This window comes from Mycoplasma leachii PG50, from assembly GCF_000183365.1.
In the GTDB taxonomy this organism is placed as follows: Bacteria; Bacillota_I; Bacilli_A; order Mycoplasmatales; family Mycoplasmataceae; genus Mycoplasma; species Mycoplasma leachii.
The window spans coordinates 430,147-446,444 of sequence record NC_014751.1 but is presented as its reverse complement, the minus strand read 5'-3'; the positions used below and the strand labels follow the sequence as shown (position 1 = coordinate 446,444).

Genomic DNA, 16,298 nt, shown 5'->3' with positions numbered 1-16,298 from the left:
GAACTTATTAGAAAATAAAAAATTTTAAAAATGAATTATGTTATGAAATGTAGTTCATATTTGATAAAAATTATTGAATCTTTTTTATATTTATGTTATTTTTTACTTTTAGACTACTTTTATTGGCAACATCTTAATGTAAAGCATTTTTTATATTGTTTTACATAGGAGAAATTATGAAGAAATTAATTGCAATGTTATCTTCTTTTATGATGATAACAACTGCTAGTTTACCAATAATTGCCTGCCATGTTAAAGAAAAGAAATTTGACACTAATAATTCGATAGCAAATACTCACTCAACTGCTAGTTTATTTGCTAAAGAAATTATTTTAGCAGACCAACTAAAAGTTAACTTAAATGAAATTAAAAATAAAAACAATAATAAATCACTTAGTGATTTATTAAAAGAAAATAATTTAACATTAGAAAATACTGATAAGAGTATCAGTAATATAACAACATTAAATGGTCTTTTTGATCATTACTTTGTAAAAGATTCATATTTATCAAAAGATGTTTTAGATTCAAAAATTAAATTAGATAATCAAACTAAAAAAATAAAAACTCCTTTATTTGATGAAATTTTTAAATTAATTGGATTGGGAACAAGTGATATAGATAAATTAAGTGATGATATTTTAAAAGTATTGGAATTAACTACTAATTTAAATCCAATGTTTTTATTAAGTGATTTTGATTCAGTTAACAGTACTTTAAAATCGTTCTTTCAAAAAGTTAAGCCTTATTTAAAAGATGGACTAGAAAAATTGTCTAATACAAGTATTAAATTTGAAGATGAAGTTAAAGCTTTTCAAGAAAAAATTGATGTTAATAATAAATTTAAAGACTTAAAAGTTGAAGATTTAGATAATGCATTTTATGTAAGCTTATCTAATGCTATAGGTTTAAGCACAGTTGGATCTAGTTACACACCAATTGAATTAAAAACTAGTGAAGCTTCCAAGTCATTAAAGCAAGCTAGTGAAGCATTGACTAAAGCATTAAATGGTCCTGCAAAACCTAAAAATGGACAAGAATGAAATATTGTTGCTTATATTCTGCAATCTCTACAATTCTTACAAATAAAACTTAGCTTATTTGAAGAAGCAAGAGACTATACTCCTAACTCATATACTAATTTATTTAGCGCTTCTAAGAAAAATGAAGAATTTATTAAATCTATTTATAATAGTAAAACTATAAAAGAAGTTACTAAAGATAAACAATCATCTATTAATATAAAATACATTTTTTCATTTATTAAAAAAGCTGTTGATGAACTAAAAGATGAAACTAAAAAAGATGGGTTTGAACTACAAAAACTACTAGGAATTTTATTTTTAACATCAAATAAAGTTGAATATTCAGAAGATAGTTCTAAAGATGATTCAAAAGAATATTATGATAATAGCAAAGCTCATCCATCATTAACTATACTAGCTGACTTAGCAAAACAAGCATTAAATGAAAAACTTAAACCTTTGCTAGCATTAATATCAAAAGAAACTACTGATGATCAAATTCAAAAAGTTGTAGATACTTTAATTCAACAATTATATAAATGAATTTCGTTCACTTTAAGTAGTTTATTAACAGGAGAAAATAACTTAAATAAATGTCTAACAACATTATTTGCTAAGGGTTTACCTGTAATTATAGAAAGCATACAAAAAAATACTAAACTACTTCCACCTGAAATAGCAGCACAATTAGGTTTCTTACCATTTTTACTTATTCCATTAATAAATAAAGTTTTAGCAGTTGCATTTCCTATTTTATATAGCGGGGGTGAAAAACCTGCTGTAAATTCATTTAAAGATTTATATGCAGGACAAGTATTTTTAGTAAATAAAGTTAATGAAATGTTTAAAGTCTTTAGAAAAACATTAATTAAGATATTAACTGAAGTAAAAGTTGATACACAAAGTATTCCGTTTGCTACAATTAGAGGATTTTTAACTACATTAGAAAATGGTTATGACAAAATCTTTAAAAATGTTAAAGAATTTAACTTAAAGGGTTTACTAACTACTCCACTTAATAAAATAAATGAAACTTGATGAAAAGATCAACCAATTTCTAAATCATTACAAGAACAATCAATTACTGATATTTTAGATTCATTACTAAATGATTTAGATGTTAAAGGTAATGAAAAAATAGATCAAGTTAAAGATTCAAATATTAACTTAACAAGTTTAACTGAAGTTGCTAAATTAATGGATAACTATACTTATAAAGTTAAAGACATTAATACTAGTGGTAAAATACACTTACTAGAAATCCTAAAAAATAATCCAGAAAAAACTTTAGAAATTTTAGGTTGAACTTTTGATAAAAATAATCCAATAGGAAAAGATTCTTTAATTTACGCATTATTAACTAAAGTGTTTAATGTTAATTTAGATAAAAAAGATGATAAATCACAAAATGCTATAAACCAAATTTCTAAAATTATTTCAACAGTAAACAAATCAATAGAAATTAAAACAAATTGAAATAGTGTTGAAATTAGTTTTGAATTTAAAAATCAAAAGAAAAATAAATTTAACCAATTATTAAGTGAAACTGTCATTGCTAAAGTTAAAAATAAAAATAATAACTCTCAATCTAAATACACATTTATTTATCAGAGAGATAAACAAGACAAGTTTAAATTTACAAAAATTACAAAAGAATAATAAATTAATTAATATAAAAAGCAAGACATAAAGTCTTGCTTTTATTATCTAAAATTATAATCCTAACTCTTCATCAGTTTTTAAATCTAAAGCTGATCCAATATATGAAAAAATTTCAGGAGATTGTTTAATATATTTACCTTCAATAATTCTAATAACACTATCAATTGTTTCATTTAAAGGTACATATTGACCTTTTTGTTTTGTAAATTGTTCAGTCATAAAGAAATATTGAGTAAAGAAGTTTTCTAATTGTAAAGCTTTTTTAACTAAGATTTTACTTTCAGCATCTAATTCATCAAATCCTAAAATTAAAATAACATCTTCTAAATCTTTATAAGCTTTTAAAATTCTTTTAACTTCAATAATTGCATTAAAGTGTTTTTTACCAATTAAAGTTTCATCAACTGAACTAGAAGAACTTGCTAGTGGATCAAAAGCTGGAAGAATGTTTTTTGCAGCTTGATCTCTTGATAAAACTAGATTTGAATCCAAGTGATTAAATACAGCTACAGCTGATGGATCACTTAAATCATCCATTGGTAAGAACACAGTTTGAAATGAAGTAATAGCTCCATTTTTATTTTTAAATAAACGATCTTGAATATTTGCAACATCACTTTCTAAAGTAGATTGATATCCACCAACTGAAGGTTTTTTACCAAGTGTAGCACTTACTTCATTTTCTGCTTGAATAAAACGATAAATATTATCAATAAATAATAAAACATCTTCTTTTTTAACATCTCTTAAATATTCAGCAGCAGTAACTCCAATTGGAACAATTGACATACGTGCTCCTGGAGATTCGTTCATTTTAGAAACAAACATAGTTGAATTTTTCATTAAATTAGATTCAGTTAGTTCATCATAAAGTTCAATACCTTCTCTTGAACGTTCACCTGATCCAATAAAAATATTTGAAGTCTTTTTATATTTGTTATTAACATTAAAAATAATTTCTTTCATTAAAACTGTTTTACCAACACCAGCTCCACCAAAAATTCCCAATTTAAAACCTTTAAAAATAGGAATAAAAAAGTCAATAGCTTTAATACCAGTTTCAATTAATTCAAATTCACTACTTAATTCTCTTTTATTATTAATAGTTGAGTTCATTTCAACATATTCTTGTTTATCATTATGAGGATTATTTAATGAAATTCCTGTAAAACTAAAAATATTGTTTTTAGCACTATTTCCAACTGGAACCATAAAGCTTTTCTTAGTATTAATAATAATATCGCTTAATGAAATTTGTTTATATGCATAAATGATGATTGCTTTAATATTAGTGTCATTAATAACACTTTTTACTAGTAAATATGTTTGATTATCATGAGTTGTTAATAAGTGATTAATTGAAGGTAAATTACTTGGTTCAAATTGAACTTCAATTACATCACCTGATATACTTAAGATTTTTCCGTTCATTATTTATCTCCTAACTTTTTAGCAGTTTTTTCTAAAAAACTTTGATCTAATGATAAGAAATCATATTCATTATCAATTTCTCAGTTTAATCCAACATAATCAGAATATTGTTTTAAAGCAAATAAGAAGTAATTTTTCATCATTTTATCATCATAATTATTTCCTGATTTGATAATTTCAAATTGTTTTTTTCCATCATTACTATTATTAATTAATTCATCAATAAATTTTAAAGCTTTTTGTTCGTCTTTAATATCCTTGATTAATGATCAATTAATGATTTTAGTCATTATTAAAATAAAATTGTATGAAAATATGCTAAATCCCTTTGAAGTAAACAATTTATCAATCATTTTACCTTTATACATTAAATCACTAACTTCACTATTTAAGTTATAATCTAGCATCGATAATTTTAATTGTCTTTTATATTTTCTATATGTCTTGTTAATTTCACCAGCTATTTGGCGTATAGTTTTGTCTTGTACACTTCCACCAGTTCTTGAAACTGAAAAATCAATATCAACAGCAGGTAAAATTCCTTGAGAAAACAATTTACTACTTGTAACAATTTGACCATCAGTAATAGAAATTACATTTGAAGCAATTAAACTAGTAATATCATTATCAATAGTTTGAATAATTGGTAATGCTGTGATAGTCTTTTTATTTTTATATGATCCAGCACGTTCTAGTAATTGAGAATGAGCAAAAAACATATCACCAGGCATTGCTTCTTTTCCAACAGGACGATTACTTAATAAAGCAATTTCTCTAAAAATGTTTGCATGTTTTGTTAAGTCGTCAAAAATAATTAAAACATCATTGGTATTTGAAATATTTTCAGCATGTGTCATTCCAATGTATGGGGCTAAATATTGTTCATAACTACTATTAGCAGGCGCATCAAGTATAATTGTGTTTTTTAAAGCATCATGTTGTTGTAAAATATTATAAATTCTTGAAATGCTTTCTTTTTTTTGACCAATAGCAACATATACACATTTAATATTTCTAGCAGATTGATTAATAATAGTATTTAAAGCTATATGAGTTTTACCTGTTTGGCGATCTCCAACAATCAATTCACGTTGACCCTTTCCAATTGGAATTAATAAATCAATAGCAGCTAAACCAGTATATAATTGTTCATTTAATCTTTGAACTTTCATTAAATCATGACTTAATTTAAAAACTTCACTTGAAATATCTTCAGGTTTTTTAACTACTGTTTTTTGTTCAGGTAAAATGATATTTCCATAAATATCAATTACTTTTCCAAAATATTCACTTGAAGTAAAGACTTCATTTGTACTATCTAATAATTCTAATTCATCATTAATAGTTAATTTTAAAGCTTGCAAATTAGCCAATAAATATGCAGTGTCACTTGTAGCACTAATTAAAAATAATCTTGCTTCTTTATTTTTTTTAGAAGTAAAAATTTGTTGTTGTTTATAGTCAAACTCACCTTTAACTTCGACAATGTAATCATAAATTGCACTAATTTTAGGTAATGTATGTTTGCTATTTGTTTTTAAATTCATTGTTTTATCCTTTCAATCCTATTATTAATAAAATAATTGAAGATATAGTAATAATTGTTGAAATTGTAGTTGAAATAATAAATGTTAATTTAGCATTTTTATTATTACTACGTTTTGCTTTAATTAGAAATACTAAAGTGTTTGCTATAATGAACAATAATGAAAGAGCAATAAATAATGAACTAATAATTATTAAAGGTCTTTTATTTTCTCTATTATTATCTTCTAGTTTTTTAATAGCACTTTGATAACTTTCTTGAAACTCTTTAACTTTTTCTTCATTATTTTTAATTTCTGAAGTATCAGTTAAAACTTTTAATAAAGCTGAGTGTTCAGAAGTATCTTTAATATGATTTGTAAAATCATCATATCAACTTAAAATATTTAAAGCCTTACCAATTTGATTTGCACTAGTTTGTGCTTTTAATATTGAAGTGTCTAAATAGTCATATAATTGATCTAGATGTTTTAGGTCTATATTAAATTCATTAGCTTTTTTAATAATTGCTTCTCTAGTACCACTAACTCTTGCTAGTTCTTGATAAATTTCTTGAACACTTTTAAATCCAGCTGTAAGAACTGTTCATGGATTATTTTGATTATTTAATTGTGAAGCACTAATTGCATGTAATAATCTTGAAAACGCTTGATTTGATACTTTATTAATTCAACTAGCATAATCATCATCACTACTAATATCATTTAATGATTGATATTTACTAGTTGCTATATTATATAAAACATTATGTGAGTATTTAGTATCACTAACTATTCTAGTAGCTAAATTTACTAAACCAAATAAACTAGTTTGTAAATGATCATTGTTCAAATCTACATAATTAATTTTTTCATCTAATAATAAGGCTTTATAAAGTTGTAAGAATTTTGCTTCGATTTTTTTAGATAAATTTTCTAAAATAAAGGTAAATCTAGGATCTGCATTATAAGTTAATTTAGATGTATAATAAGTTCTTTCAACGTCTTTTACTTGGTCTTTAATTTTAACAACAGCTGTTCCATCATCATTTAGTGAAGTAACATGATATTTAAATCTTGTGTTAACAGGATTAATAAAGAAAAAAATAGGTTCTTTTTCTTCAGTAGATGCATTAAAAGTACTTTTTATAGAACTTTTGTCCTTATCTGCATAGCTTCATCTTAAAATTGGTTGTAATCTTGGAAGTTGTTCAGCATATTCAACTGAATTTTGATCTCTTTTTTCTGTTGGATCTAATGGTTTTTTATTTATGTCAGGAAGATTTGGTGGGGTTGGTTTACTTGAATTACTAGTTTGAGTGTTAAACTGAAAAGCTTGATTTTGATTTAAATCAAAATCAACAAATCTATTTTTAATTTTAGTTTTAATATAATCTTGTCAAGTTTTGTGCTCTTTTTTCAACACAATAGTATAACCATCAATATTTGTTGTATTACCAGATTCATTTGTTGAAGTATTAGATTCATTTGAATTTTTTTGACTAAAAAATATGTCTTTACCAAATTCTGGTAAATCCTGTTCTTCTTTATAAATAATATCTTTTAATTTAGATAACAAACTTTGTGAATAATTACTCAATAAAGCATCAAATCTATGACTAGTTATAACATTTTCTTGTTCTTTTTTATTTTTTTCAACACCATCTTGTTTATCTTTTTCAACTACTTTTGTATAATCTCTTTCTGCTTCGTCAGGTGATACCTTTATATTATTGTATGTTTTACCATTAAATTTAACTATAGCTGTATCTACTTTTTTATCATTTGCTATAACTTTAGGAAAAGTAATATCAAAACCATATTTTGATGCTTCCTTCTCAAATTCATCTTTATTACTAAAATGCTTTTTTAATTCAGTTAAATAAACTCTTTTTTGCAAATTTTTAAAATATTGTTCTGATTTTTCAGTGCTTTCATCTAATTTTTTTAATTTGCCTAATTCTTGTTCAATAGTTTCAATTGCCTTTTTTTGAACTTTTTCTAAAGTTTCTTTAATGCTTTTTTCTGCTTTTTCTTTAAAAGTATCAAATTGATCTGAAATTTTAGGTGTTAATGGATCTGTAGAATTTGTAGTATTATCATTTCCATTACTTGTGTCATTATTTCCATTTTCACTAGTAGATCCACTATTTGCGCTACCATCTTGATAGAATCTAATAACAGTATTATTTTGATTAACATTTTTAATTAGTGATGTTAAACTTAAACCACTAATTGCTGTTAAAAGGAGAATAGCTATTTTATATGATTTAGATAATAATTTATTTTTTTTCATATTATTCTCCTTTTAACTGTAATAAATTTTTTAATTTTAAAACATAATATTTATTTTTTAATCTTTTTAATTCTAATAAAGAATCTATAGTTAAACCAATTGTTTGATTTGCTTGTAAGATAGTAATTTGTTTATGTAATTCTTTTAATTGTTCTTGATATTTTTTCTTACGATTTGTTCTAATTAAAAAGTTTTGTTTTGAAAAAGTATTAATTACAACATGATTATTTTTAACCATAATATTTACATTATTTACAAATAAGTATTTTTCTTGATTATTAGATAAATCTAAGATTTTTAATAACATAATTTCATAACCTAAAATAGAGTTATTATTTAATGAAATTCATTCATTTTCTTCATCAGCATTAAAATAAACAATTGCTTTATTAAAATTAATAGTTTGCTTATTTTCAATAAAATTAATTTCAACACTAAAAGCCATTATTGATCTCTCCTGATTAAAAATCTTTTATTATTACTTGTTAGTAAAACAATTTCTTCAATTTCTTTTTCACGTTTAATTCTAATAATTTTCTTATTTAACTTTTTAACTTCTTCATCTACTTCATTAATAGTTTTATTAGTTTTAATCAATTCATTTTTAGTTTTATAAAATGATGATTCAACTAATAAAGATTGAATTGAATTTTCTATAAAGTTATCAATTTGAGTTTGAATATAATTATCAATATCTGGAAAGATTTTAAATTCTTTAATATTTGTTAAGTCGAATTTATTTTCAGTTTCACTTAAACTATTTACATTAAACTTAGTTAATGGAAGAATAATAAAATTATTATCTTTATTTTTATTAGAATTAATTACAAAATGTAAACTTTGATAATTATATTGAGAAAATAAAAATTTTATAATTAAAGTTAAAATTCAAGAAAGTTTTGAAATAGTTTGTTTTTGATCAACATTATAAATTACATTTAACTTATTTTGACTACAAAACTCTTTAGCACGATCTCCAATAGTAATAAAATCAGCACTACTTTTTTTAATGTTATTTAAAATATGTTTTTCATATCTTGAATAAGAATCTGTTGAATATTTTTGCTCTTCAGTAACATAAATTCATAATTCTTTTGGTTGAGAAATAAAATCTTTTAATTTATTAATTAATTTATTTTTACTAGCTTTATTTTCATTGATTAAATTATTTTTAATTTTATATTCAGTTTGTAATAATGAAATAATATTTTGATTTCACAAAGCATTTTTAACATAATAATTTAATAAAGCATTTTGTTTAATCATATCTATTAGCAAAATGTTTTTTTCATTATTTAATCTTTGTTGAATAGTTTTTAAGTTATTTAACTTGGTTTCTACTTTTTTTAAATCCATATTAACCTCTAGTTAAAACTTTAGTTTTATCAAATATAATTTTTAATTTATCAGTGTTTTTAGATTTAAAAATAATTATTTTTGGAAAAATTTCAACACATAAATCTTGTTTAATTAGTGAAATTAAACAATCATTAAAAGTATTTAAAAATTTATTATATTGTTCATCTTTACTTTGTTTTAAGTTTATAGCTTCAGTATTACTACTTTCAGATGCACTAATCATTGGTACTAATAAATCGCTACTAATTTTTAAATTAACATTAAAAGTAATTACAAAATCTCTTAATACTAAATCATAATGATTTTTTAATCCTAATAAGTATGAATTTTCAAATTCTTTATATACTTTTGAATCAAAACCAATTTGATTTTCTAATAACACTGTTGCTAGTAGTTTTTGATAATCAATGTAATTATTAGCATTAACTATTTGTTCATATAAGTCAAAAACCATAAAAGATTGATCACTAGTTTGTTTGTTTTTGTGTTTCATGATTTAGCTCCTTTTTAAAAGTTTTAGAAATTTTAATACTTGTGATTAACATATAAGTTAATGGATAAATTACATTAATAATTTGAAATGCTACTATAAAAATACTTATAATTTGTAATAAATTAGCTTTTAAAGGAATAATAAATAAGTTTTTATTATTATGTGATAGTAATATTTGATTAAATCCAAATACTAAACTTATTATAAAAATCATTATTACATTTAAAGTAATTAATAAGTAATTATAATAGTTGTTAAATCTTGATGATTTAATATGTCAATAATAACTAATAGCAACTAAAACAATAGTAATTAATAAGTTAATCATACTTACAGTTGTACTTGTTGTTAAAAAACTAGCAACCATAAATACAGTTCAAATAATAAAATGAAAAATAGTTAAATAACTGATCTTAATTAAAGGACTATTTAATCTATTTTTAAATTGTTTAAATCATAAATAAACAATAGTAATAATAATGTTTAATAAAGAAAATAATAAGTATAAATATTCTAAGTTATCATTTTTTACAAACACTTCATGAGTTGATGGTATTTTTAAAAATACTAAACTTATTAATCAAATAAATACAACAATTACTCCAGTTAAATAAAAATTCAACTTATCTCTAATAATTTCAAAACTAAATTGTTTATAAACTATTTTTAAAATAGTATAAATATTTAATCCAATAAACAATAAACCAATAAATATAAAACTAGTAATAATAATTAAAAAGTTTAAAAAGTTTTTAATTCCAAATAAGTTTAATACATACTCATAAAACTTATTATTAGCTAGCATTTCATAAGCTGTTCCACCTTGATTTATTCAAACTAGAAAAATAGTTAAAACTAAACTAACTAAAATTGCTCTACTAATTAAATCAACAATTAAACTTCATTTATTTTGATATACTAATGGGTTTAATTTTTTTCTTGTTTTATATTTAAATAACACATAAGAAATATCTATTAATAATAAACCGATTAAACTATAAATTAGATTAATTATATTTTGTGCTTCTAATGGTGAATAAGTAAAAAATAATATAAATGCAGAAATACTAGTTATTAAATATAAACTAAATCAAATCGTGTATTGTTTTAAATATGGTTTGTTTGGTTCTATATTTATATAAGCTTTTTTTAATCCATAAAAATATAAAAATCCTAATAAACAAATTCTAAAAAGTACTACTCAGTTATATTGTTCAAATGCTGGTTGAGAAAAATTAAATAGAAATTGGTATGAATTTTCTATATTTTTATTAAAGATTGAATAATTTGATAAAAATAGTAACAATGACATTGATACAAAAAAGAATGAAAGAACAATAGTTTTATAAATAGATACTATTTTATTCTTTTTTGTCTCTAGTATTAAGTTTGAACCATCATCATAAAATTTTTGTTGTTCAACTTTTAAAGAAATCATTTATCTTGTCTCCTTGAATAGATGAAAAGTATATTTATCAGATTACTTTCCTTTATCATTTTTAAATTGAAATTCAGTCGGAACATCCTTTTGTTCAAATCCTTTATCAAATAATGCACTTTTTTTACCCTTATACATAGAATTCATAACTTCTCTATATGACTTACCTTCAGCTTGGTCTTTTCCTCCACCATAAATTAAATCATATTGCCCTAATTTATAATTACCAAATAAATTATTATAGTCATAACCATTAGATCTAAACGCTACAGCTAATCCTGTTCTTGCTGTTTCATTTGACGCGTGATATGTGGCTAATAGTTTATTATCTTTTGTTCTAACACTAGAACCAGAAGCCCCACCAGCTGGTGCATAAAATCTTGGCATTATTTCTAATCCGTAGTTAAAATATCTCTTAGTTTTTTCTTGTTTTTTATCATTTAATGAATATAATTTTTTACCGACTTTATTAGCTGTTATAAATGCATCAGTTAGTCCTGGTTTATCAATAAATGAACGGTAACCAATTTGATATGAAAAGAAGTTTCCTTTTTTAGTTTCATAATCTTTAAATGAACTAGTTGATCCTTCCTTATTAATTAGTTTATTATAGAATTTGTACTCACTATTAATTCATAATGAAAAATCATATTTTTTATTTTTTAGTTGTTTTTCATCTTCATATCTATCTAAATAAAAATCTTTATAAGCTGTAGGATAACCGACTATAAATAAACTATCTAGATCATTATATTTCTTCAATTCTTCTTCTTTATTAGGATTAAAATCAAGTGGTCTATCAAACTTTTCATAATTTTCTTTTTCTAACAATGAATCTGAAACAAATTTAATTTTTTGCCCACTTTTAGCATAATCATTGGTTATTTTACTAATTAATTTATCTTGTTCTTTTTCATATGTATTTGATATATCATTAGAAGAACTTCATACAGAATGTGAATATTTGCTTGTATCTAAAAGCTCTTTAAAATCAACTTCAACAACAGCAAAATCAGCAAATATTCCGACATCACTATATTTAGTTTTTTGGTCATCTTGCAACAATTTTACAGGACTACTATTTTCTTTTATAAAATCAGTAGCATGAAAAATTGCAGTAACAGCATCTTCAAGTTTATTATTATTGATTGGAGAAAATGTAAATTTTGTAAAATTGCTATCATGTCCATTTAAACCAAAAGTTTGTCCTACTTTAACATTTGAATTTATTCTTGTTAAAGAAAATGAAACCATCCCATCTTTAATCCCTTTAGCAACGTGTGAATTTGTTCCAAAATAGAATTTGGTTGGGCTTTTACCATCATCTTCATTTAAGTAATCCATTATTCACATAGTTCCTGATTCTGAAATTTGGAATGTTTTTTCTTTTTTCTTTTCTTTATATTTTTCTATTTCTTCTTCTTGTCATTTTTTAAGACCTTGTTTATCCAGACCTGATATTTTAGCTACATCTTTTTGATATTCTTCTTCAATTTTTTTTCTCTTTTCTTTAAGACCAGATAATATAGTAGTTCGATCATCTTGAGTTTCAGAAATTTGTTTGTCTATTTGAAAAACTTCATCTTCATAATTTAGCCTTAATTGTGTTAACTGTTCTGAAATATAACTTTGAATTTCTTGTTCATTTCAAGAATCAAATAATTTTATATTATCTTCTGCTTCTTCTATTTCTTTTTCATAATCCTTATAGATAGTAAAGTTGGTTTGAAAAGTTTGAATAGCTGCTGTTTTATACATATCATTAGGTAACGTTCTAGCTAAACCAACAGTTCTAGCTTTTTCATTTCTACCAAGAGAATCCAACTCTGAAGGACCCTTTCCTACTTCTGGACCATCATTAATTTGTAAACCTTTAACATTTCCATCTTCACCATATACAGGTAAAGTAAATCCCTTCAAAGCAGCATTATAATAAGTGTCAAAATTACTATTTTTAGCTTGCTCATCAAATTTTTTAATATGTTCTTGCTTAGTATTTAGTCCTCTATATTTTTTTAAATCTATTGAACCCGAACCATCGCCAAATTGTCTTTTCAATCTAGTCATATATCTTTCATTATCATAATCAAATCTTTGTTTTTGGTCTTTTTTAGCATATTGATCGTAACCGTCAGATCCACCAAAGTATGCTAAATCATCAACTACTCTATTTCCAGAAGCATCGAAGTTACCTTTTTGATTTAATCCTTTAATAATAAAATTTATAGATCTAGTTGTATTTGTTTTAAGATTTTTAAATTGAGCAAATATTGTAGCTTCTTTTTGTATTGCAAAAGGGTTTGTTCTATCAACATCTACATTTGTAACTACTGCGCTAATTTGTCCTTGATATTTACCTTTGAAAGTTATACTTATATTTTCATTTTTTAATTGTGAAGGTATTATGTCTTCTTTTTTAGTATCTGCACCACTAGAATTTTTAATTCTAATATCAGCGTATTTTAAAAGATCATTTTCAGTTTTTATAGAATCAATAAGTTTATTAAATTCATCATCATTAATTGGTTTAGCAACTACTTTAGAAGGAGTACAAGCAACTAATAAAGTAATCGGGAGTAAAAGTGTTGATGATGATATATACATCAATAATTTATTCAATCTTTTCATAGGTTACATATTCCTTTTTTTATTATGTAAACGATCTATCAGAAGCAGTTGAAACTTTATAACCTCAACCTTCTAATTGTTTTTTTAGTTCATCAGATCCGCTTGGTATTTGAATTTGTTTTCCTGAATTTCTAAGTGATTCATTATATTCCAAGTATTTATCTAAGTTTTTTCTTCCTTCATCAGATAATAGAGTTTTTCCAGAAATTCTTATACTTGTTGTGTTATTTCCATTACTAAAATGAATTTTTGGTTTTTCAGGATTTCCTTCTCCAGTTGATAAATGTTGTAAGTTAGCTTCATTTAATTCATCAGAAGAAATTTCAAAGTAAGATTCATTATTATATAAGGTTAATTCAGTAATTTTTCTTGGTTCATTTGAAGTATCTAAATCATCATCAAATCTTAGTCCTTTTAATGATTTAATACCTATAACTCTAGAAAAGTCTAAACCTGTTGGGTAACTATTTTGTCCTAATTTTTTATCAGGCTCTAATCCAGGTCCATGTCCACCTTGGAAGAATGGTTCATTATTTCTTGCATAATACACCATTCTTAATCCATCATTAATTCTTTCATAACTACCATTTTTAAAGTCTTCTTGATCAAATGCTAAAGTGTTAAAAGTAATTCTAGTTGTAATTTTGTCATAACTAGAATATTCAGCACTTACATTATAATCTATTGTATTAATTCAAGTTGTATTTCTTAAAGCTAATGGATTATATGATCAAGCTTTTTTTAATGAATTTCCACTAGTGTATAATGATAATTCTTTAATATTTTTATTTTCTAAAGCAATTAAACTAGCTGTATTTGTTGCTTTATCTGAGAAGAACAATTCTAATTGTTGAATGTTTTTTGGAAGTGCAGCTAATATATCTTTAAATGCTTGATCTGAGTTTTTCTCACCCATATTTTTTATTCTATAAGAAGTGATTTGTTCACCATCTTTTTGAAGTTTTTCTATTAATTCTTTAGATCTTCTATAAGCTTCATCATTTGAAACATCTAAATCTAATACTAGTCCTGAGTTAAGTTTACCCTTAGCTGGATTTGGATTTATTCTTTCTAATTTACTAAATCTAATTCCATCACTTGCTTTGAAATTATACTTTTTACTATATTCTTCACTAACATCTTTTTTAACTCAACCTGGATAAGTTCCATTTGCTATTTTATCTGATGATCTATTATAATATTCATCATAATCAAAGACTCTATATTCAGAATTATCTCTTCTTAATCTTGAAGTTACAGTATTATATTCATCTGGTGGTCCTCAACCATTAGAATCAATTTCACCAGCTTCGTTAATAAATGCACTTCTTGGAGAGATTGTTAATCCTTTTTCTAAATATTTTTCTGAAGTTGATGCTATTTTTGTGAATTTAGACTGATCTAAATTAGCAATTAATCAAATATATTCTTGATTTTTAGTTTGAAATTTAGATTTTAGTTTTGGATATTCTTTTTGTGCTTCAGATTTTAAGAAATTTATAACATTTGGTGAATCTAACAATTTTTTATAACGTTCTAAAGTATTTTGAAAAGCACCAGAGTTTTGACGTGCTACTGATTCAAGAGTGCTTAAAATATCATTCAATTCTTTACCAGAATTAAATTCTTGTTTAAGTACATTAAAAATACTATTGTTAAATAATCCTGCACCTTTATCATAACCCCCACCACCATTTAAAGCGTCTTTAGCAACTTGCTCTTTTAGTTTAGTAGTTACTTTAACACTAAGTATTTTATTAACAGTGTGGTTTTGATATGGTTTTGTTGGATTTGATATTTTTTTGTCTTTATCTCTTTGATGAGTTACAAATCCTGGTGGTCCTTCAATTTCGGCTTCAACTTCAATTCCAGCAATTATAATAGTTTGTTTTCTTCTAGTTATTTTTGGTGAAGTTATTTTTGTTTCAGGCTTTCTTACTACTGGTTTTGGTATTGGTTTTGCCGCTTCTATTTTTTCTTCTTTTTTAGCAGGTGGTATTATTATTTTTTCTTCAATTTTCTTTTCGGTTTCTTTGATGATTTTTTCTTCACTTGGTTTTAATTTATTATCTCTATTTGAAACTATTGCATCATCAATCGGATTATTTATTGGGGTTAATTCAGCATCAGTTATTCCATTTGAAGAAGTTTCAAAAGAAATATTAGCATCTGAAATAGAATAATAAATTACTGATCCAAATGATAAAGAAGTAACTAAACTAGCAACTAAAGTATACATTAAAATCTTATTCTTTTTCTTTTTTAAAAAATACACTTTTATTCTCCTTAGAAATAAAATATAGTTTTTCTTTTTGTTTAGCATTTTATAATAATATAAAAAATTAAAAAAAAAATAACATAAGCTAACTTAAGATTATTTTAAAGTATTTTTTTTATATATTCAATATTAAAATTTTAATTAAAAAATCCTTTAGTAATTAGC

At 23.6% G+C, this 16,298-nt stretch carries 10 protein-coding genes; 1 reads left to right on the top strand and 9 read right to left on the bottom strand.

Going from position 1 to position 16,298, the window contains the following annotated elements; genetic code table 4:
* Positions 1-176 precede the first annotated feature (176 nt).
* A complete protein-coding gene (locus tag MSB_RS01815) occupies positions 177-2,684 on the top strand; it encodes an MOLPALP family lipoprotein (protein ID WP_013447676.1) in 2,508 nt (835 codons plus the stop codon).
* A 54-nt stretch (positions 2,685-2,738) separates the two neighbouring features.
* On the opposite strand, the gene MSB_RS01810 is transcribed toward MSB_RS01815, so the two are convergent.
* The 9 genes from MSB_RS01810 to MSB_RS01770 are packed head-to-tail and all read right to left on the bottom strand — an operon-like array spanning position 2,739 to position 16,130.
* A complete protein-coding gene (locus tag MSB_RS01810; protein ID WP_013447675.1) occupies positions 2,739-4,118 on the bottom strand; it encodes an MSC_0618 family F1-like ATPase beta subunit in 1,380 nt (459 codons plus the stop codon).
* Positions 4,118-5,665, bottom strand: a complete 1,548-nt coding sequence (locus MSB_RS01805) for an MSC_0619 family F1-like ATPase alpha subunit (protein ID WP_013447674.1) — start codon at positions 5,663-5,665, stop codon at positions 4,118-4,120. The genes MSB_RS01810 and MSB_RS01805 overlap by 1 nt, the downstream gene beginning before the upstream one ends.
* Positions 5,666-5,669: 4 nt before the next feature.
* Entirely contained in the window at positions 5,670-7,937 is a 2,268-nt protein-coding gene (locus tag MSB_RS01800; protein WP_013447673.1) for an MSC_0620 family F1-like ATPase-associated subunit, read from the bottom strand.
* 1 nt (position 7,938) lies between these two features.
* Entirely contained in the window at positions 7,939-8,382 is a 444-nt protein-coding gene (locus MSB_RS01795; protein WP_013447672.1) for an MSC_0621 family F1-like ATPase epsilon subunit, read from the bottom strand.
* On the bottom strand, positions 8,382-9,293 hold the full coding sequence (locus MSB_RS01790; RefSeq protein WP_013447671.1) for an MSC_0622 family F1-like ATPase gamma subunit: 912 nt from the start codon (positions 9,291-9,293) through the stop codon (positions 8,382-8,384). Before MSB_RS01790 ends, MSB_RS01795 begins: the two co-directional genes overlap by 1 nt.
* 1 nt (position 9,294) lies before the next feature.
* A complete protein-coding gene (locus MSB_RS01785; RefSeq protein ID WP_013447670.1) occupies positions 9,295-9,789 on the bottom strand; it encodes a DUF2714 domain-containing protein in 495 nt (164 codons plus the stop codon).
* Complete coding sequence (locus MSB_RS01780) at positions 9,764-11,227, bottom strand: MSC_0624 family F1-like ATPase-associated membrane protein (RefSeq protein ID WP_013447669.1); 1,464 nt, start codon at positions 11,225-11,227, stop codon at positions 9,764-9,766. The genes MSB_RS01785 and MSB_RS01780 overlap by 26 nt, the downstream gene beginning before the upstream one ends.
* A gap of 42 nt (positions 11,228-11,269) precedes the next feature.
* Positions 11,270-13,855, bottom strand: a complete 2,586-nt coding sequence (gene mip, locus MSB_RS01775; protein ID WP_013447668.1) for an Ig-specific serine endopeptidase MIP — start codon at positions 13,853-13,855, stop codon at positions 11,270-11,272.
* Positions 13,856-13,877: 22 nt separating this feature from the next.
* Positions 13,878-16,130: a putative immunoglobulin-blocking virulence protein gene (locus MSB_RS01770; protein WP_013447667.1), complete on the bottom strand. Its 2,253-nt coding sequence runs from the start codon at positions 16,128-16,130 to the stop codon at positions 13,878-13,880.
* Positions 16,131-16,298: the final 168 nt, after the last annotated feature.